At 40.6% G+C, this 19,360-nt stretch carries 16 protein-coding genes and 1 riboswitch; of the genes, 2 read left to right on the top strand and 14 right to left on the bottom strand.

Annotation, left to right across the window (positions count from 1 at the left end; all coding sequences use genetic code 11):
• Positions 1 to 481: 481 nt before the first annotated feature.
• Both JOD45_RS14225 and JOD45_RS14220 read right to left on the bottom strand, forming a co-directional pair.
• Positions 482 to 1,153, bottom strand: coding sequence for a uracil-DNA glycosylase (locus JOD45_RS14225; protein ID WP_205004573.1), 672 nt, complete (start codon positions 1,151 to 1,153; stop codon positions 482 to 484).
• Positions 1,154 to 1,250: 97 nt separating this feature from the next.
• A complete protein-coding gene (locus JOD45_RS14220; protein ID WP_205004572.1) occupies positions 1,251 to 2,825 on the bottom strand; it encodes a bifunctional metallophosphatase/5'-nucleotidase in 1,575 nt (524 codons plus the stop codon).
• Between the two features lie 149 nt (positions 2,826 to 2,974).
• Here JOD45_RS14220 and JOD45_RS14215 point away from each other — a divergent pair, with 149 nt between their 5' ends.
• A complete protein-coding gene (locus tag JOD45_RS14215) occupies positions 2,975 to 3,913 on the top strand; it encodes a phosphate/phosphite/phosphonate ABC transporter substrate-binding protein (RefSeq protein ID WP_205004571.1) in 939 nt (312 codons plus the stop codon).
• A 111-nt stretch (positions 3,914 to 4,024) separates the two neighbouring features.
• Here JOD45_RS14215 and phnE (JOD45_RS14210) read toward each other — a convergent pair whose 3' ends face one another.
• Genes phnE (JOD45_RS14210) through phnC form a run of 3 tightly spaced genes read right to left on the bottom strand, consistent with a single transcriptional unit; the run spans position 4,025 to position 6,389 of the window.
• Entirely contained in the window at positions 4,025 to 4,819 is a 795-nt protein-coding gene (phnE, locus tag JOD45_RS14210; protein ID WP_380896578.1) for a phosphonate ABC transporter, permease protein PhnE, read from the bottom strand.
• 11 nt (positions 4,820 to 4,830) lie between these two features.
• On the bottom strand, positions 4,831 to 5,619 hold the full coding sequence (phnE, locus tag JOD45_RS14205; protein WP_205004569.1) for a phosphonate ABC transporter, permease protein PhnE: 789 nt from the start codon (positions 5,617 to 5,619) through the stop codon (positions 4,831 to 4,833).
• The gene (gene phnC / locus JOD45_RS14200; protein ID WP_205004568.1) at positions 5,619 to 6,389 is read right to left on the bottom strand and encodes a phosphonate ABC transporter ATP-binding protein; all 771 of its coding nucleotides are present in this window, start codon (positions 6,387 to 6,389) and stop codon (positions 5,619 to 5,621) included. Before phnC ends, phnE (JOD45_RS14205) begins: the two co-directional genes overlap by 1 nt.
• Before the next feature lie 211 nt (positions 6,390 to 6,600).
• On the opposite strand from phnC, the gene JOD45_RS14195 reads away from it, so the two are divergent.
• Positions 6,601 to 8,664 carry a penicillin-binding transpeptidase domain-containing protein gene (locus JOD45_RS14195; RefSeq protein ID WP_205004567.1) on the top strand — a complete coding sequence of 688 codons (2,064 nt, stop codon included), beginning with the start codon at positions 6,601 to 6,603 and terminating at the stop codon, positions 8,662 to 8,664.
• Between the two features lie 89 nt (positions 8,665 to 8,753).
• On the opposite strand, the gene ptsP is transcribed toward JOD45_RS14195, so the two are convergent.
• The 9 genes from ptsP to qoxA all read right to left on the bottom strand — a co-directional run bounded on the left by ptsP (position 8,754) and on the right by qoxA (position 18,546).
• Positions 8,754 to 10,463, bottom strand: a complete 1,710-nt coding sequence (ptsP, locus tag JOD45_RS14190; protein WP_205004566.1) for a phosphoenolpyruvate--protein phosphotransferase — start codon at positions 10,461 to 10,463, stop codon at positions 8,754 to 8,756.
• A complete protein-coding gene (locus JOD45_RS14185) occupies positions 10,463 to 10,729 on the bottom strand; it encodes a phosphocarrier protein HPr (RefSeq protein WP_205004565.1) in 267 nt (88 codons plus the stop codon). Before JOD45_RS14185 ends, ptsP begins: the two co-directional genes overlap by 1 nt.
• A gap of 306 nt (positions 10,730 to 11,035) precedes the next feature.
• Positions 11,036 to 12,928 (bottom strand): fructose-specific PTS transporter subunit EIIC, encoded by a 1,893-nt coding sequence (locus JOD45_RS14180; RefSeq protein ID WP_205004564.1) that lies wholly within the window; start codon positions 12,926 to 12,928, stop codon positions 11,036 to 11,038.
• Between the two features lie 16 nt (positions 12,929 to 12,944).
• A complete protein-coding gene (gene pfkB / locus JOD45_RS14175) occupies positions 12,945 to 13,856 on the bottom strand; it encodes a 1-phosphofructokinase (RefSeq protein ID WP_205004563.1) in 912 nt (303 codons plus the stop codon).
• Complete coding sequence (locus tag JOD45_RS14170; protein ID WP_205004562.1) at positions 13,853 to 14,605, bottom strand: DeoR/GlpR family DNA-binding transcription regulator; 753 nt, start codon at positions 14,603 to 14,605, stop codon at positions 13,853 to 13,855. The genes pfkB and JOD45_RS14170 overlap by 4 nt, the downstream gene beginning before the upstream one ends.
• A gap of 193 nt (positions 14,606 to 14,798) precedes the next feature.
• Positions 14,799 to 15,113 (bottom strand): cytochrome aa3 quinol oxidase subunit IV, encoded by a 315-nt coding sequence (gene qoxD / locus JOD45_RS14165; protein ID WP_205004561.1) that lies wholly within the window; start codon positions 15,111 to 15,113, stop codon positions 14,799 to 14,801.
• Between the two features lies 1 nt (position 15,114).
• A complete protein-coding gene (gene qoxC, locus JOD45_RS14160) occupies positions 15,115 to 15,732 on the bottom strand; it encodes a cytochrome aa3 quinol oxidase subunit III (protein WP_205004560.1) in 618 nt (205 codons plus the stop codon).
• Positions 15,732 to 17,693, bottom strand: a complete 1,962-nt coding sequence (gene qoxB, locus JOD45_RS14155; RefSeq protein ID WP_205004559.1) for a cytochrome aa3 quinol oxidase subunit I — start codon at positions 17,691 to 17,693, stop codon at positions 15,732 to 15,734. Before qoxB ends, qoxC begins: the two co-directional genes overlap by 1 nt.
• A complete protein-coding gene (qoxA, locus tag JOD45_RS14150) occupies positions 17,680 to 18,546 on the bottom strand; it encodes a cytochrome aa3 quinol oxidase subunit II (protein WP_205004558.1) in 867 nt (288 codons plus the stop codon). The genes qoxB and qoxA overlap by 14 nt, the downstream gene beginning before the upstream one ends.
• A 631-nt stretch (positions 18,547 to 19,177) precedes the next feature.
• Positions 19,178 to 19,337, top strand: a riboswitch (cyclic di-AMP (ydaO/yuaA leader).
• Positions 19,338 to 19,360 lie beyond the last annotated feature (23 nt).

Genomic DNA, 19,360 nt, shown 5'->3' with positions numbered 1-19,360 from the left:
AACTTTTAATCGTTATGATCCTTAGCTGTTGTTGAAAGTTGCCCTTTCAATCACGCTTGGCTTTTGTTTAGTTTTCAAAGAACAATCGTTATTTTCAAGTCTTTGTCGTTTGACAGCGACTTTTTCATTATATCAAGCCGTTAACATCTTGTCAACAACTTTTTTGTTGTTTTTTCGCTTTTGTTTCGGTTCTTTTAAAAGCGACGCTATAAATACTAACATCAAAATAATTTAATGTCAACATCTTTTTTTGTCCATTTCGTGAAGAGAACTACGAAATCGGCAAGAACTATAATATCAATTTACTATAGCCTAGTCAACAGTTTTTTATACTTTTTTTAATAAAAATTTCACCAAAAAGCGGACACCCTTATTGAGTTATCCGCTTTTCCTTATTAGAGAAGCATGTTTGGCCAAAATAAGACTTTGCTGCTCATTCTCTTTCTTCGCTTTTTAAGACGTTTGCCGATCAAGCCAGATTCTATTGATTAGGAATACACCAGTTCACAGGTTCCTCCCCAATTGATTGAAGGAATGCATTGGCTTTGGAAAAAGGCCTGCTCCCAAAGAAACCGCGGTTTGCTGAAAACGGGCTTGGATGCGGCGATTTAATAATATAGTGTCTCCTATTAGTAATCAGTTCTTGTTTCGCTTGGGCATGACGCCCCCATAGTATAAATACGACTGGCTTATTCCGCTCATTAAGTGTTCGTATCACCTGATCTGTAAACCTCTCCCAGCCCATACCTTTATGTGAATTAGGATTTCCCCGTCTAACCGTTAATACCGTGTTTAATAAAAGGACCCCCTGCTTGGCCCATTCAATTAAGCATCCGTGATTAGGAATTTCACAGCCTATATCGTTATGAAGCTCTTTAAAAATATTTTGCAATGATGGCGGCTGCCTTACCCCCGGCTGTACTGAGAAACTTAATCCATGAGCTTGCCCAGGCCCGTGATAAGGATCTTGACCTAAAATCACCACTTTTGTCTTATCATACGATGTATAATGAAGCGCATTATAAATATCGTACATATCAGGATAAATGGTCTTGCTTGAGTATTCCTTTTTTAAAAACTCCCTTAGGTTTAAATAATATTCTTTATGAAATTCTTCATTAAGATAATCTGACCAATCATTTTTTAAAATCACTGCGAAAACCTCGCTTAAAAATTAAATGCTTTTATTACCGAATACTATTATACAAAATGATTGGTTTTTCATTAAGGATCCGTTATTATTCCACAAATTAATAAATAACCTTCCAGTTATGGTTAACCGTTGCTTTAATCACTTTTTTATCTAATATGTAGTTGGCAATCAGTTCTGATACATCAATGGGAATATCCTTAATGACGGGCTTGTCCTTGTACATTAAATAATTTCCTCCGCCGCCGGAACGATAATTATTCATAACAACATCATATTCAGCATCCATATCTAATGGTTCGCCGTGACGTTCTAATTTGGTGATGCGTTCCCCTTCTTTTTTCGATATATCAATGATGTAATCAATGCCTTCCCACATATCATAGTTATAGTGCTGAGGCTTAGGAGTTGTGAAAGCAGGATTAACCTTAATTTCTCCCTCATGACTTTGCTGAAAGTAGGAAGCCGATCTCTCCAAAGCATCCTTTATGTCTTGGCCGGTAATTCGAATGACTTTTAAAGTATTTGGGTAAATATAATTGGCAACTACATCGCGCATCGTTACATCTCTAGGCAATCCGGGCGATTGATTATCAAACAAAGCGGTATTCGATATATCAACACCTGCCGCATCCATTTGCACTTTATTAATAAATTCAATAAGAGGATGATCTTTTGTCCTGATTTCCATAGGATCGTTGACAAGCATATCGCCTTCTATCTTTCCGATAGGCTGATCCAGCCATTCTTGCGCGGCTTCTTCATATGGTTTTATTTTATCTAAAATATCCGGCGCCGGTTCAACACCTGCAACAGTTAGAAGCTCCGCTTGTTTGCTTACACATTTCCAGCCTTTTTCATTTTTTTCAAAATCAATCGTCATCTTCCCCAAAGCTTGCCCATTATTTCCCGGCTGAATAACTAATACACCGTTAATCTCTTTGCCGGAAATGAATCTATGCTGATGACCCGTGAGAAGAATATCTATCCCCTCTGTTTCTTGGCAAATTTGATACCCCTGGTTCTCGCCCGTTAATACCTCAGAGGGTTCTCCTGAATCAAGATCGCATTCAAATCCCCCGTGATAAGATACAATGATAAAGCCGGCGCCTTCTTCTTCCCGCAGCCACTTCACCCATTTCTTTGCGGATACCGCTGCCTCTTCAAAAGATATACCGTTCAGATTCTCAGGCTTTTCCCAGTTAGGGATATAGTGAGTCGTTAATCCCAGTACCGCAACCCTTAGCCCGAAGGCAAATTCTCTAATAAAATAAGGCTTTCCAAAGTATGGTTCCCCTGTGTTTTCATCCAGAATATTAGCCGCAAGCCATGGGAATCGCGATTCTTTGACAGCTCTCGATAATATATCTAACCCATAGTTAAATTCATGATTGCCAAACACACAGCCATCATATTGAAGCTCGTTCATAGCCATAATCATTGGGTTCGGCTTTTCATTATTGAAACGCGCATAATGATAAGTCAGCGGGGTTCCTTGTATCACATCGCCGTTATCCAGCAAAAGAACATGGTCATGATTATTTCTTTCGTTTCTTATCAGTGATGCGGCCTTACCCAAACCGACGTCCTCTTTTTGGTTTGTCCCATAGTTTATCGGATAAATATTGCCGTGAACATCGCTCGTTTCTAAAACAACCAAACGAAATGCTTTCATCAAAAAACCTCTCTCAGTGTTTTTCTTTATTATAATTAAAAAGCACTTTTTTACATAGATAAAATTTCAAATTTTCATTTATTTATATCCGTTTCTGTTATATGATAAAAGTGCAATAATTTTAAAAATATTTATACGGGGGTAACGGCATGGTAAAAAAAATTGCTGCGCTGATTGCTGCGCTCAGTTTGGCCGCAGGCATACTTGCGGCTTGCGGAAGCGGAAATGAAAAAACATCCGGTGAAGCGAAGGATGACTATGTGCCTAAAGAATTAAAAATTGGATTTGTCCCTTCGCAAAATGCGGATACACTTGAAGCCAAAGCCAAACCGCTGGCTAATTTGCTTCAGAAGGAACTTAAGATTCCTGTTAAGGTAACGGTAACAACTGACTATAACGGTGTAGTAGAAGCATTAGGCTCTAAACAGCTGGATCTTGGTTTTCTCCCGCCGACCGACTATGTCATGGCTCACAAAAAAGGTTACGCCGATGTTTTGCTTCAAGCCCTGCGTTATGGCGTAAACCCCAAAGACGGCTCTAATACTAGCCAGCTTGTAGACTGGTATAAATCTATTATTCTTGTCAGAAAAGATTCTAATATAAAATCCCTTAAAGATTTAAAAGGAAAAACAATCGGCTGGCAATCGCCAACTTCATCTGCAGGGTATGTATGGGCAGCTGTTGAAATGAAGAAACATGGCATTGACGCCCAAAAAGATGTTAAAGGCGTCCAGCTGCAGGGGCATGATAAAGCGATAGAAGCCCTGCTAAACGGCGATGTCGATGCAGTAGCTGTTTTCTCCGACGCTCGCAACATTGTCAAAGGCGAATACCCAGATGTCTTTAAAAAGACAAGGGTGCTTTATACTACCGCCAAGATTCCTAATGATACGATCAGCGTCAGGCCGGACATGTCTAAGAAATGGAAAGATAAAATTGCCAATGCTTTTGTAAAAATAGGCAAAGATCCGAAAGGCCGGAAGATCATTGAATCAATTTATTCCCATGTCGGTTATACGAAATCAAAGGATTCCCATTTCGATATCGTCCGCCAGTACAATGAAAAGGTTAAAGATATTGGCAAATAGCAAAAAGCTAAGCATGTTTTGCCAAGATTGCTGATGATATTAGAAAGACAGCCAGCGCCTATTTAGCGCCGGCTGTCTTTCTAATTATAAATCAATCGTATTGTTTCTCCCCTATACGAGCCTCTTTCTAATTGAACCAGATATAAAATCAATGACCGTAACCATAATAATAATGCCAAGCAAAATAATGCCGACCCGATTCCAAGAATGCGCATTAAGCGCAAAAATTAGCGGTGCACCTATGCCCCCGGCGCCTACAATGCCAAGAATTGCAGCTGAGCGGACACTGATCTCAAATCGGTATAATGTATAAGATAAGAACGCCGGCATGACTTGCGGTATAACAGCAAACCATAACGTTTGTATCCGATTGGCCCCGGATGCTGTTAAAGCTTCGGCAGCACCAAAATCCATATTTTCAATGGCTTCGCCAAAAAGTTTTCCTAACATCCCTACCGAATGGAATCCCAATGCTAATATTCCCGCAAAAGGGCCTAATCCAACCGATTTGATAAATAAAAGGGCCATAATAAGTTCGGGAAAAACACGAATGGCACTGAGGACAAACTTTCCCGCATTAGATATCCACTGGTGTTTGCTCATGTTTCTTGCAGCCCAAAAAGCAAATGGCAGGCATAGAATAGCTGAAATAAAAGTGCCCAGAACCGCTATCGCTAATGTTTCCATTAAAGCATGAATAAGATCCTCGCCGCCCGGATCATAAATATAACCCCAATCAGGGTGAAACAGCCCGCTGATAATGGCTTTTATCGCCTGTCCGGCAGAATCCTTTATATTAATATCCGGCATTCCTATAAAAGCCCATAAGTAAATGAGCACCACAGCAATTAAAATCGTCCAATTTTTTATCCGCCTTTTTAACGGCTTCTTCGGCGTCTTATTTATGACTGCTTGATTCATAATAATTTCTCCCTGATTTTATTACTTATAAAATCAATGACAATAACAACAACCAACGTATAAATAATAATCGTTAAAACCCGATCGTATTGAAAAAAGCTTAATGTATTATTTAAATATAAACCGATGCCGCCGGCTCCGACATAACCTAAAATAGCCGCCGATCGAATATTGATCTCAAAGCTATAAAGGAAATATGACATAAATTGTGCTGTCACTTGCGGCACTACCCCAAAAAATATCCACTGTATTTTATTAGCGCCGACTGCCGTCATAGCTTCTAACGGGCCCGTATCAATAGCTTCAACAGATTCATAGGCCAGTTTAGCAATAATGCCAAAGGAAAAGACCGCAATGGCAAGAATGCCTGGAATTTCGCCAATGCCAAGAATCGGTACAAATAAGGCGGCTAAAAGCAGCTCCGGTATCGTACGAATTAAATTCATCATAAATCTGGCTGGGTAATAAATCATCGGCATGCGGACAACATTTCTTGAAGAAAACAAGGCAAAAGGTATGGCCGCAACCCCGCCGGCAGTTGTTCCTAATACAGCCATGCGAATGGTTTCAAGCATCGGCTTCGTAATATAGCTAAAATAATGCCAGTTAGGCGGAAACATTTCAGCAATCAATGTCCACATGTTAGGCAATCCCCTGACAAAGCTTGAGAACGATACTCCCGTTTTTATCGCACTGCCCCATATAAGAATAATAACAAAAACAAAAGTTAGGAAATTTCTGATCATTGACAGCCTTCTTATGCTCCTTATCCTTATCGCTTCCATTACTTCGCCTCACCTAACAATTCGTCTTCATCAATTGGCTTGCCGTATATTTCCGAGAACTTTTCATCTGTTGCTTCTTCAACAGGCCCGTCGAACACAATTTCACCTGCACGAACCCCTATCACCCGAGTAGCATATTCCCTTGCCAAATCAATAAAGTGCAAATTAACAATGGTTGTTATGCCCAGTTCCCGATTTATTCGTTTAAGATCATCCATGACCTGTCTTGTTGTCAGCGGATCTAATGATGCGACAGGTTCATCAGCCAAAATAATTTTAGCCTCTTGCGCCAATGCTCTGGCAATAGATACACGCTGCTGCTGGCCGCCGGACAGCTCATCCGCACGATGATATGCTTTATCTTTAATATTGACTCTTTCTAAAGCATTGAGGGCAAGCTCAATATCATGTTTCGGAAATAATCCCAATAGCGTTCGTATTGTCGAATGGTAACCGACGCGTCCAGAAAGAACATTTCGAAGCACCGTTGAGCGTTTAACAAGATTAAAGTTCTGAAAAATCATCCCGATATCCCTGCGAATGCTTAAGAGCGACTTCCCGCGGGCAGCTGTTATCGATTTGCCGTCAATTAAAATCTCACCCTCTGTAATATCATGAAGGCGGTTAATCGATCGAAGCAGCGTTGATTTTCCCGCACCGGATAGCCCTACGATAACCACAAAATCTCCCCGCTCAATGGTTAAATTGATATTTTTAAGTCCGACAGTCCCATTGGGATAAACCTTCGAAACATTTTTGAATTCAATCACTCGTTATCCCTTCCCCTCTTTTTAAATTCGAGAGCTTATACACTTTAAATGTAACATAATTATCTATATATTCAATATTCTTTTAAAATAAAAGATTTCACTAGATATTAATTTTTGTCCAGCATTTTTTATTCATTTTATATCGAAAACTATAATAAAATAGTTAACAATATTTAAGAAACTAGGCAGCGCATATAAAAAAGGGGGAAAAATGAAAGGTTTAATTAACAGGAAAATAAGGGTCAGCGTCAAGCAAATGATGTTTCTTGTGCCATTGGCTGTTATTGTGATCGTTCTTTCAGGCTGCAATCATCTTCCAAAACCAGAAGATCGCTTCGCTAATTATATTAATCTGTGGCAAAAACAAAACTACAATCAAATGTATCAATATTTATCCTCAGATTCTAAAAAGAAATATTCTAAAGAGGCATTTGTCAGCCGTTATAAAAATATTTATCAAGGTATACAGGCGAAAAACTTAACAATTAAGTTTGAGAAGCCTCAAAAGAAAGTTAAACCGGACAAGAACGGCCAAATTTATTTGCCATTTAAAGTGCAAATGGATACACTGGCAGGGCCTGTTTCATTCAAGCAAAAAGCAACCCTTGTTGAAGAAGAACATCAAGATAAAAAGAATTGGTACATCCATTGGCAGCCTAATATGATTTTTCCGCAATTGCATCCCGGAGATAAAATCAGAGCATTTTCACTTCCTGCTAAAAGAGGAGAAATAACAGATCGAAACGGCAAAGGATTGGCCATTAACGGATTCAACACGAATATCGGAATTGTCCCGGCTCGGCTTGGCTCACATGCAAATCAGACAAAGAAAAAACTCGGAAAGCTGCTTCATTTGTCTAAAGATAGCATTGATCAGAAGTTAAAAGCATCGTGGGTAAAAAACGACAGCTTTGTTCCTATTGAAACTGTTGATCCAAAAGATAAGAAGTTGATTGACCAACTAATCGCTTTACCGGGTGTGGTCAAGAGAGATAAGGAAGACCGCGTCTATCCTTGCGGGAAAGCATGTGCCCACCTCACCGGCTACGCAGGTCCAATGAATGCAGAACTTCTTAAGCAGTATAAAGACAAAGGGTATAGCGAAAAATCTATAATTGGCAAAAAAGGGCTTGAACTTGCGCTCGAGGATAAACTCAGAGGCAAAGACGGCGGCATCATTTATGTGGCGAATGTAAAAGGGAAAAAGACTCAAACGATTGCTGAGAAAAAACCGGTCAACGGGGAAAATATTAAATTGACCATCGATAGCAAAGTGCAAAAAGCGCTGTATCAGCAACTTAAGGGCAATGTCGGTACAGCAGTAGCCCTCGATCCGAAAAACGGCGACATATTAGGACTTGTCAGTACACCTTCATTTGATCCAAATGATTTTATCCGCGGCATATCAGATAAACAGTATCAATCTTTAATTAAAAACCCTGATCATCCTATGCTTAGCAGATTTGCGGCCTCGTATGCTCCGGGTTCATCTTTCAAACCAATAACCGCTGCAATCGCATTGGACAACGGCGTTATAACGCCTGAGACAACTTTTGCGATCAACGGCCGCAAATGGCGAAAAGACGCGTCATGGGGCAATTATTATATTACCCGCTTAGATTCTTTGAACCATGTTCAACTCAAAGACGCTCTCGTTCGATCCGATAACATTTACTTTGCGCAAACAGCATTAAAAATTGGCCAGGATGCCTTTGTAAAAGGCGCTAAAACGTTTGGATTTGGCGATGCTCTGCCGATTCAATATCCAATGAAGAAATCACAAATATCAAACAGCGGTTTAATCGACAGCGACTTGCTTTTAGCAAATTCCGGCTATGGACAAGGACAAGTTTTAACAAATCCTGTTCACCTTGCTTTGATGTATACCTCCTTTGTAAATGAAGGGAATATTGTCGAACCTCATTTAATCAAAACCAATAAGGCGAAAGGACCGGCTTTTTGGAAAGAAAATGTCATGTCTCCGAAAACCGCTGAAACCATTCTTAATGACCTAAATCAAGTGATTGACAGTCCTCATGGGACAGCTCATGATGCAAAAATCAGCGGGATTCCGCTGGCAGGCAAAACCGGAACGGCCGAATATAAATTAAAACAAGGCGAAAAAGGCCGGGAGATTGGCTGGTTTGTGGCTGTAAATACAAAGCAGCCGAAGCTTTTGGTGAATATGATGATTGAAAACGTCCAAGATAAAAGAGGCAGTCATTACGTTAGTCCGAAAGTGAAAAAGGTATTTGAGCAAGTTTTACAGAAATAAAACTAAAGTCAGCCAAAAATAAAACTTGGCTGACTTGATATTTTTTATCAACATGACTCTTACAATCAGCTGCCTTTTTGGCGGCTTTTTTAAAGGGCTTTAACAATGGCGATGACTTCATCGACAGTATCCATGGCTAGAATGGTATCAATATGTCCGGCAAGCTCTTCTTTTGATAGTTTAGAGATTTGGCTTCTTGCCGGTAAAATAGATGTTGCACTCATACTGAATTCATCAAGTCCGAGACCTAATAGAATCGGTATAGCGATTTCATCTCCTGCCATTTCTCCGCACATGCCGACCCATTTTCCTTCTTTATGGGCAGCTTGAATAACCATATGAATGAGGCGGAGAATAGCCGGGTTATACGGTTGATATAAATAGGAAACATGTTGATTCATACGGTCTGCCGCCATCGTATATTGGATTAAATCGTTTGTCCCGATGCTGAAGAAGTCAACTTCCTTAGCAAACCGATCCGCCATAACAGCCGTCGATGGAATTTCAACCATCATGCCGACTTCAATTTGCTCTGAAACCTCAATCCCTTGCTGAACGAGCTGTTCTCTTTCTTCATTAAGTATCGCTTTTGCTTGGCGAAACTCATCCAATGTCGCTATCATTGGAAACATTATTTTCAAGTTTCCATACACACTGGCTCTGAGAAGCGCGCGCAGCTGGGTTCTGAAAATATCCTGTCTCTCCAGACAAAGACGAATCGCTCTGAATCCTAAAAACGGGTTAAGTTCTTTTGGCAAGTCTAAGTATGGAAGTTCTTTATCGCCGCCGATATCTAAAGTGCGGATAACTACCGGCTTACCTTCCATTTTCTCTAGAACTTTTTTATAAGCTTCAAATTGTTCGTCTTCCGTCGGGAAGTTATCGCGCCCCATATAGAGAAATTCCGTGCGATATAAGCCGATGCCCTCACCGCCGTTATTAAGCACGCCGTCTAAATCATCAGGGTTGCCGATGTTCGCGGCTAATTCAACATGCTGATTATCCTTTGTCACCGTTTTTTGATGAACAAGCTTTTTCCATTCTTCTTTTTTCTCTTCATATTCTGCTTGTTTTTGTTGATAAGCTTGAATTTCTGCATCGCTTGGATTAAGAATAATTTCGCCTGCTAAGCCGTCAATGATCACTTGTACATCTTGTCCAACTTTTTCTGTTACCGTTTTTGTTCCTACTACTGCAGGAATCTCCATGGAACGTGACATGATCGCTGAATGAGATGTCCGGCCGCCGATATCGGTTACAAAACCTTTAACAAATTTCTTGTTTAATTGTGCTGTATCCGATGGTGTCAAGTCATGTGCAACAATGACCACTTCTTCTGTAATGCTCGCCGGTGATGTAAATTGAACACCAAGAAGATGACTGATCACACGCTTGGATACATCGCGGATGTCAGCCGCTCTTTCTTTCATATAGTCATTATCCATGTTTTCAAACATAGAAATGTACATAGATGAGACAGCGTCCATCGCTGCTTCAGCGCAAATGAATTCACTTTCAATCTTTTGGGTAACAGCGCCTATTAACTCTGGATCGCTTAAAACCAGCAGATGCGCAGCGAAAATTTCTGCCTTGTCTTTTCCCAGCTCAGCATCCGCTTTCACTTTAATCGCTTCCAATTCTTCCTTAGATTGGGCTATCGCAGAGTGAAAACGATCCAATTCCTGAGCTGGATCCGTTACTTTTTTACATTCTATTTTAAGCTCTGGATCTTTTAAAATAAAAGCTTTCCCGATAGCGATCCCTGAAGAAGCCGCTATTCCTTTTATTTTCTCAGACATTATTCTCCAAGCCCCTCAGATTTGAAAACATCTTCAATGGCTTTAAGCGCTTCCTCTGCATCGGAGCCTTCAGCAGTAATTTTAACTTCAGCGCCTTTTTGGATACCCATAGCCATGACGCCCATGATAGATTTTAAATTAGCTTGTTTGCCGTTGCATTCTATTGTTATGTCTGAACCAAATTGGCTGGCTTTATTTACTAAAGTTGTTGCAGGTCTTGCATGAATACCAGAATCGCTGGTTACTGTAAATGTTTTTTCTGCCATCATGATTAACTCCTTTACTTTTTCAATGATTTTTGTAGAAACCCGGCTTGTCCCTAAGGTCTGACAGCAAAAGCCTTTGTTTTTCTTATGCTTTAATCCCTTAAAAGTGAAACTTTCTGATGGGATAAAGAAAGAAACCTTACGTTTGGCAAGCCATATAAGAGGCGACAGCGGTCTTCCTTATCTGCAATTTAAATCACAACCGGTACAGACCACTGTCCATTTACCCATTATATCAAGTATTTATTTGATTTTAAACTCAGATAACCATATTTACGAATTTTGTCGAAATGTAATTTTAACCAACTATGACTCTACAGGTTTTTTCAAAGCACCAATCATAAGCGCTGTAACAACCGCTCCTATTACAATTGATAAAATGTATAACCAAGCGCTCCCGTCTACAAATGGGATGACGAAAATGCCGCCATGAGGCGCGCGCAGCCCAATGTTAAAAAACATTGCCAGACCGCCGGCAACCGCTGAACCAATCACACAAGAAGGAATGACTCTGGCCGGGTCAGCCGCCGCAAATGGAATAGCGCCCTCAGTGATAAAGCAAGCCCCTAGAGCATACGCGGTTTTTCCGGCATTTCTTTCTGATTTCGTGAATTTTTTCTTAAACAGCGTTGTCGCTAAAGCTAAACCAAGCGGCGGTACCATTCCGCCTGCTAAAATAGCAGCTTGCGGAGCATAATTATGCGCAGCAATCATAGCCAGACCGAACGTATAAGCGGCTTTATTAAATGGTCCGCCCATATCAATGGCCATCATGCCTGCTAAAATAATGCCCAATAATACCTTATTGGCTGTTCCCATTGAACCCAGCCAATCTGTTAGTGTATCCATGATAAATTTAACCGGCGGATTAATGGCAAATACCATTATTAAACCTGTGATTAGAATACCAAAGAAAGGATAGATTAATACAGGCTTCAAACCTTCCAGCGACTCCGGCAGCTTCCTGAAGATGCGCTTAATCAAGATGACAATATACCCGGCAAGGAATCCTGCAATTAATCCGCCAAGAAATCCCGCTTGGCCTGTTGAAGCAAGAAAACCGCCGACAGCTCCAGGAGCAAACCCAGGCCGATCAGCAATGCTGTAGGCAATATATCCGGCAAGAATCGGCACCATTAACGCCATTGCATGAGCCGAACCGATCACATTAAGCGCATGAGCTATAGGATTATAATATGGAGAACCTTTTTCAGCCGCATGTATGCCGAATAACAATGAAAGCGCGATAATGATTCCGCCGCCAACAACAAACGGCAGCATGTAAGACACACCATTCATCAAATGCTTATAAAAAGCCGGCTGTTTTGATTTCTTTTCTTCTTTATCTTCTTTTACTGCCTGCTGGTGACTGCTGGCGCTGCCGTTATAAACGTCCGCCTCGCCATTTATAACCCGGGAAATAAGTGATTCTGGGTCACGCAACGCTTCAGCTACCGGGACTTCAACAACGGGTTTTCCAATGAAAGGCTCCATATCAACTTTCGTATCAGCAGCTACAATAATACCGGCAGCTTCAGCAATATCGTCTTCAGTCAAACGGTTTTTTACCCCTGTCGAACCGTTTGTCTGGACTTTTATGTCATAACCCATTTCTTTCGCTTTCTCTTTCAGCGAATCTGCCGCCATATAAGTATGGGCGATACCTGTAGGGCAACCAGTGACAGCAAGAATTTTTTCTTTTTTGACAGCCTTATCTTCTTTTGAAGCCGGAGCATCTTCTCCGCTGTCATCTTGGTTTTCAAAGAGATTTATAATTTCTTCGGGATTTTCCGCCTTCATTAGCTTTTCCCGAAACTCCTTTTTTAACAAATAAGTCGATAATTGCGAGAGTGTTTCTAAGTGGGCGTTATCAGCACCTTCACTTGCTGCGATCATAAAGAATAAATGGGCCGGCTGACCATCTAAGGAATCATAGTCAATCCCTTGCTCTGATCTGGCAAAAGCAATAGCCGGTGTTTTGACCGCACTGGTTTTTGCATGAGGAATCGCAATGCCTTCTCCTATGCCTGTGGTGCTTTCCTTCTCTCTCTTATCAATGGCTTTCCTAAAAGCATCGATATCATTTAACTTACCTGCTTTGTTTAACTTATTTGCCAGTTCATCTAAAATGTCACTTTTTGTGTCCGATGCTGCGCTTAAAAGAATCGTATCTATTGATAATAAATCAGTAATTTTCACTGATGTCCCCCTGCCTTTATATTTGATGAATTTTAACCTTTGGTAAGAGAGCTTCCGTATCTTCCTTAGAGCACAAATCTACAGAAAATGCTGTCGCGCTGCCTGACGCTGTGCCATATCGAAACGCTTCTATATAGTCTCCATTACGCGCATACTCAAAAAGAAAGCCGCCGACCAAAGAATCTCCTGCACCGACAGAATTTTTCACTTCTCCGCGGGGCGCTTCTGCATAAACAGCTGTTTCTCTATTAACCAATAAACTGCCTTTTCCCCCCATGGAAACGATGACATTCTCAGCACCTTCATCAATCAGCTTCTTAGCATATATAACAGCTTCCTCAATTGATGAAATATCTGTATTAAAAAGTCCGCCAAGTTCGCTTTGATTAGGTTTTATAAGAAACGGCCGAGCGGCAACTGCTTCACGGAGGGCCGGACCGCTTGTATCGACGATAACCTTGACATTTTGATCCTTTATTTGCTGCATCATTTGTTTATAAATATCTGCTGATAAAGTTTCCGGGACACTTCCTGAAAGAACTAGAATATCCCTATCATTTAACCGGTTTAATTTTAGCAGCAGCTCATCCACTTGTTCATCAGTAATTGCCGGTGCCAAACCATTAATTTCTGTTTCTTCGCGGCTTTTAATTTTAACGTTAATTCTTGTATCACCATCCACCTCAACAAAATCAGTGTCGATATTTTCGCTGATAAGTTGACGGCGGATAAAGTCTCCCGTAAAGCCGCCGATAAATCCCAGTGCTACGGATTGCGCGCCTAAGCGCCTTAGTACCCGAGAAACATTAACACCTTTGCCTCCCGGCATTTTCTTATCCGTCTTCATTCTATTTAATTGACCTAATTGAAAATCATTAACTTCTAAGAAGTAATCTAAAGATGGATTCAGTGTGCAAGTATATATCATGATTTCACCGTTTCTATTGTTGTTATTTGACTAAATTGCTTAATTTCTTCTTGATTGCCCAAACGATCTGTAATAATAGAAGCTGAATCTAAGTTATGGACAAAACTGAAAGATACCTGATTAAATTTGGACCAATCAGCAAGGACATAAGCTTTATTTGCGAGGTCAATGGCGGCCTTCTTAATCATTGCTTCTTCCGGATCCGGAGTTGTATAACCGAATTTTAAGTGAATACCGTTAATACCGATAAAGCATTTATCAAAACGATAAGCATTAATGCCTTCTAATGCGCCTTTCCCAATAAATGCTCTTGTCTTTGCTTTAGCCCTGCCGCCGACGGTATAGGTCTCTAAGCCTTTATCCAGGCATTCATTGATAAGCGACAATCCATTGGTGACAACAATGGTTTCTTTTGGCAAATATTCAATCATATAATAAGTCGTTGTTCCTGCATCAAGAAAAATACAATCACCGTTCTCAACATAAGCGGCTGCTTTTTTCGCAATCGCTTTTTTTTCTGTAAAATTTGCCGATAATCGCTCGCCTATTGACGTTTCTTCTGATTTTGACTTGATTATTTGAGCCCCGCCATGGAATCTGGCTAATTTATTCTCATTTTCCAGCTGAATAAGATCCCGGCGTATAGTGGATTCTGAACTTTTCGTCGCTTCAACAAGCTGATGTATCGTCACAATTTTATTTTCTTTAATTAACTCTAATATTAATCGATGTCTTTCAGGCGTTAGCAATAGATCACCTCATTTATATGGTTATTATATATGGATACCCTTTCAATTTCAATCATAATCATTCAAATAAAACTATAATTAATCATAAATAATCAACAATCGGCAAAATAATATCCCTAAGCTGTTTCCATTCAGCTTAGGGATATCTTTAAAAATAGGAAAACAGGGTGTGGATCACACCCTGTTTCTGGTTCTATAGAGCGAATAGCATAATCCAAAGCGTACCGGCAACAACACAGAAGGCAATGAAAGCACCGAAACCAATCGCCGTGATTTGCCATACTTTACTTCCTTCAGTGATGTGCATAAACATAAACAATTGGACAAACGCTTGGACAACCGCCAAAATAACGATCACCGTAACTATCAATGCTGGTGAAAATGCAAATGATGTAACACACCATAATGCAGCAAATGTCAATATAAGGGATAAAACTAAACCAATGACATGCTTCCAAGGAAACCCTGTATGCTCACTTGCATGAGCTTGCGTATGTTCATTAGACATCTTATAACACCAACCCTGTTAGATAAACTGCGGTAAATAGGAAAATCCAGATAACATCAAGGAAGTGCCAATAGAGACCGATAATGAAAACCTTCCTTGCTGTTTGTGCATTTATTCCGCGCGTCGCCAATTGAGCAATGATACAAAGCATCCACAAGATACCTATGCTTACGTGACAGCCGTGCGTTCCTACTAAAATAAAGAATGATGTAAGGAAAGCGCTGGTTTGTAAAGTAGCTCCTTCTTGAACCATACCTGTGAATTCTTTTACCTCAAAGCCTATAAAGACAAGGCCAAGAATCAATGTCACGATTAGCCAAGCAATGGTTGCTTTTTTATTACCGCGTCTCATTTCAAGAGTAGCTAATCCACAAGTGAAACTGCTGACCAATAAGTCAACTGTTTCAATCATAAAATCTTTAACTTCAAAGAGTTCTTTGGAAGATGGCCCGCCAGCTGTATGGTGAATATACATTAAATAGGTGGCAAACAAGCAGGCGAACAGCACCATGTCCGCCGCTAAGAAAAGCCAAAATCCAAATATCCGGAGGCTGCCTTCTTCCGTTGAATATTCCAACGGCTCATAAGGCTTGTTATTGTGGTTAGTTACTGCAGCCATTATGAAAACCTCCCTGCTTCACGCTCAGTACGTTCAATTTCGTCCACTGGTATATAGTGATGGTCATGAGTTTCAAAGGATCTATACAGCATACAAGCTAATACGCCTATTCCTCCGAGAATGCCCATCCATATCCATTCGAAGACTAAACCAAATCCTCCAATAAAGAAGAAGACAGCCATAATGATCGGAACGCCTGAATTATTAGGCATATGAATTGGTTTATACGGCGCCTTCGAGATTTCTTTTTGACGGCCTTCTTTTTTCATATAGTAGAAATCATCTACTTGCTGTATTGTCGGAATATGTGCAAAGTTATACTCCGGAGCAGGAGATGTTGTTGCCCATTCTAAAGTACGGCCATCCCATGGATCTCCAGTCGTATCTCTTTCTCCGTAACGGGCACTCCAGTAAATGTTGTATACCATGATAATGAATCCAAGCCCCATACCAAAGGCTCCGATTGTCTCAATAAGGTTCAGACTAGTCCAGCCTAAACCTGCCGGATAAGTATACATACGTCGAGTCATGCCTAATAGACCGACAAGATACATTGGCAAGAAGCAGACATTAAAGCTGATCATAAAGACCCAGAATGCCCATTTGCCAAGTCTTTCATTAAGGATGTGACCGAACATTTTAGGCCACCAATAGGTTAATCCTGCGAAAGCAGCAAATACTGTACCACCAATTAATACATAGTGGAAGTGAGAAATTAAGAAATAACTGTTATGGTATTGATAATCTGCAGGCGCTACCGCAAGCATAACCCCTGTCAAACCGCCGATAAGGAAGTTCGGGATAAACGCAAGCGCCCATAGCATCGCTGTGGTGAATTGAATCTTACCTTTATTGAGTGTAAACAGCCAGTTAAAGACCTTAACACCCGTCGGAATCGCGATAAGCATGGTTGACAGCGAGAAGAACGAGTTAACGCCCGGACCGGCTCCCATTGTAAAGAAGTGGTGAACCCATGTAATAAAGCCAAGCACACTGATGGCAACCATTGAAAATACCATCGCATGATATCCAAACAGTTTTTTGCGTGAGAAGGTTGCAATAACCTCTGAGAACACGCCGAATGCCGGCAAGATAACGATATATACTTCAGGATGTCCCCAAATCCAGAACAAGTTCGCCCATTGCATCGGCTGGCCGCCGGCTGCAACAGTAAAGAAGTGCGCATCAAACAGACGGTCAATCGTTAACATTGCAAGAGCCACAGTCAATACTGGGAACGCAAACATGATGATAACGGACGTAACGAGAACTGACCAAGTAAACATCGGCATTTTCATTAGCGACATGCCTGGCGCTCTCATTTTAATGATTGTTGTAAAGAAGTTTACGCCTGTTGCAAGCGTACCAATACCTGCAATTTGCAGACCGAGCAAGTAATAGTTCTCCCCTACACCAGGGTCGAGCTCTTTGCCTGCGAGCGGTGTATAACTCGTCCAGCCTGCGTCAGGCGATCCGCCAATGACAAAGGACAGGTTAAAGAGCATAGCTCCTGCAAAGAACAGCCAGAAGCTAACCGCGTTCAGAAATGGGAACGCAACATCGCGAGCCCCGATTTGCAGCGGAACAGCAATATTAAACAAACCAATAATGAACGGCATGGCCATGAACAGGATCATGATCGTACCATGCGTTGTAAAGATTTCGTTATAGTGCTGTGAATCTAGAAAATGCAAGTTTGGCAAGGCCAATTGCGTACGCATTAATAATGCGTCAACGCCACCCCTGAATAACATAAGCAGAGCGGCAATGATGTACATAATACCAATTTTTTTGGCGTCGACTGTCGTTAGCCATTCTTTCCATAACCATTTCCACTTCTTAAAGTAAGTGAGCACGAAAATGATCCCTAGGGATACCAATACAATCGCCACATCAGCCATATAGATCATTGGCTCACCAGTGACAAAGAAATTGCCGAGGAAGTGCTTAATGTTTTCCATGGTGCATTCCTCCCATATCCATTCCTGACATGTCTAAATCAGCACCATCATCTTTAGGCGTTGATGAGAACGTCATCCGGCCTACAGTACCAGGTTTTAATATTTCATTATATTTCTCCTCGGTTAACCGCGGTGCTGTACTTTTAACATGCTGAACCCATTTGTTAAAGTCCTTATCTGATTTAGCTATTACATTGAATTGCATGTGCGCGAAACCTTTGCCCGTAAAGTTAGCGCCTCTGCCGATATAGTCGCCAGGATGATCCGCTTGAAGCCATAGGCTCATTTGCATATTAGGCATCGTATAGGCCTGGCCTCCAAGGGACGGCACCCAGAATGAATTCATAGCTCCTTTGGCCTGCAATTCAAATTTAATAGGGCGATCAGCTGGTATAGTTACATAGTTAACTGTTTCAATATTTTGTTCCGGATATCTAAAGATCCATTTCCAATCAGCGGAAGTTACCACAATCGTCATCGGTGTCTTAGCTTCAGCTGTTTTTGGCGGCTTTTCCAAATCATATGTCGTTTTAACAGTAGGAATAGCCAATAAAATAACAATAATAATTGGTATAACAGTCCAAGTGATTTCTAGCTTAACATTACCGTCATCTTCCGGGTCGTAATTGGGGTTATTCTTTTTGCCATTCTTTACAAGCACCACTACGAAGATGATAAATACGCCCAAAACAACTATAGCCATTAAAACAAATGACCAAACAATGAGATGGAATTGTGTTCGGGCAACCGGACCTTGCGGATTAAGAACATTTTGATTGTCCGCAGCACAACCAGTTAAAGCAACTAATAATAGCGTAAGAGCTGCAAATAATTTCAAACCAATTTTTTTCATAGCTCCTGCCCTTTCCTCCTTTCTGCTCTGCAGATAACCTTTGTGTTTCGTACCGTTGAACCATTGAATTAACAAAAATCGCTTTGCATTTTTTTGATTTCATTAATTACTAGGTCTACGAGCAGTTTTATCATACCAAATTATTGGTGATTTTGATTCCCGGATCTTACATGTTCAAAAAATCATCAAATTTTGATAAACATTTTGTCACGATTCCTCCCCCATTTGTTCAAACTTGGAAAAGAATATGTATGTTTTTCTCACTCTTTACTTTCCCAAGTTTTACCTCAGATCATTCAGGTTTTTACTTTTTTTATTTTGAATAAATACTCAGAATTGTCCCGGAGCTTTCAAAACGACTTGACCCGAGAACCTTCGACACACATTTTTAAATTTTACAGAATTAGAGAGGATAAAGCAAACGATTGAGACAGCTTTTTATGTTTTGATTTCATTTTAAAAAAATAACAGCTATCGAAAACAGAAGATAATTAATGAAAATCAAAGATAATGGTGAATGTACACGCATTAACAGCTGAAAAACAATTAATTTCCTGTATTTCTGTCTTTTACAACAAAATATTACGGGAGTAAGATATTCTCATTCTATAAACTTAAAAATGTGTTCCAAAATCTTAAATCGCTGAGTTCAATTTTGAAACGGGGGAACCAACCGCGGTATATTGCCGCATGGGGTGAATCCTTTCTGGATTTTTCCTAACAGAAAGGTAGGGCGACTCTGCACGCCCGAATCCGTCAGCTAACCTCGTAAGCGTTTGAAGAGAGGATAGTGGTAACTTTGCATAGAATAATA

This window comes from Scopulibacillus daqui (assembly GCF_016908855.1).
Taxonomy (GTDB): domain Bacteria; phylum Bacillota; class Bacilli; order Bacillales; family Sporolactobacillaceae; genus Scopulibacillus_A; species Scopulibacillus_A daqui.
This window is presented reverse-complemented; position numbering and strand designations above follow the sequence as displayed.

Bases quoted from the DNA above. Each gene is read 5' to 3' on its own strand.
- JOD45_RS14220 (WP_205004572.1), bottom strand. From the start codon at position 2,825: ATGAAAGCATTTCGTTTGGTTGTTTTAGAAACGAGCGATGTTCACGGC.
- JOD45_RS14215 (WP_205004571.1), top strand. From the start codon at position 2,975: ATGGTAAAAAAAATTGCTGCGCTGATTGCTGCGCTCAGTTTGGCCGCA.
- phnE (WP_205004569.1), bottom strand. From the start codon at position 5,619: ATGGAAGCGATAAGGATAAGGAGCATAAGAAGGCTGTCAATGATCAGA.
- JOD45_RS14195 (WP_205004567.1), top strand. From the start codon at position 6,601: ATGAAAGGTTTAATTAACAGGAAAATAAGGGTCAGCGTCAAGCAAATG.
- ptsP (WP_205004566.1), bottom strand. From the start codon at position 10,463: ATGTCTGAGAAAATAAAAGGAATAGCGGCTTCTTCAGGGATCGCTATC.
- JOD45_RS14185 (WP_205004565.1), bottom strand. From the start codon at position 10,729: ATGGCAGAAAAAACATTTACAGTAACCAGCGATTCTGGTATTCATGCA.
- pfkB (WP_205004563.1), bottom strand. From the start codon at position 13,856: ATGATATATACTTGCACACTGAATCCATCTTTAGATTACTTCTTAGAA.
- qoxD (WP_205004561.1), bottom strand. From the start codon at position 15,113: ATGTCTAATGAACATACGCAAGCTCATGCAAGTGAGCATACAGGGTTT.
- qoxC (WP_205004560.1), bottom strand. From the start codon at position 15,732: ATGGCTGCAGTAACTAACCACAATAACAAGCCTTATGAGCCGTTGGAA.
- qoxB (WP_205004559.1), bottom strand. From the start codon at position 17,693: ATGGAAAACATTAAGCACTTCCTCGGCAATTTCTTTGTCACTGGTGAG.
- qoxA (WP_205004558.1), bottom strand. From the start codon at position 18,546: ATGAAAAAAATTGGTTTGAAATTATTTGCAGCTCTTACGCTATTATTA.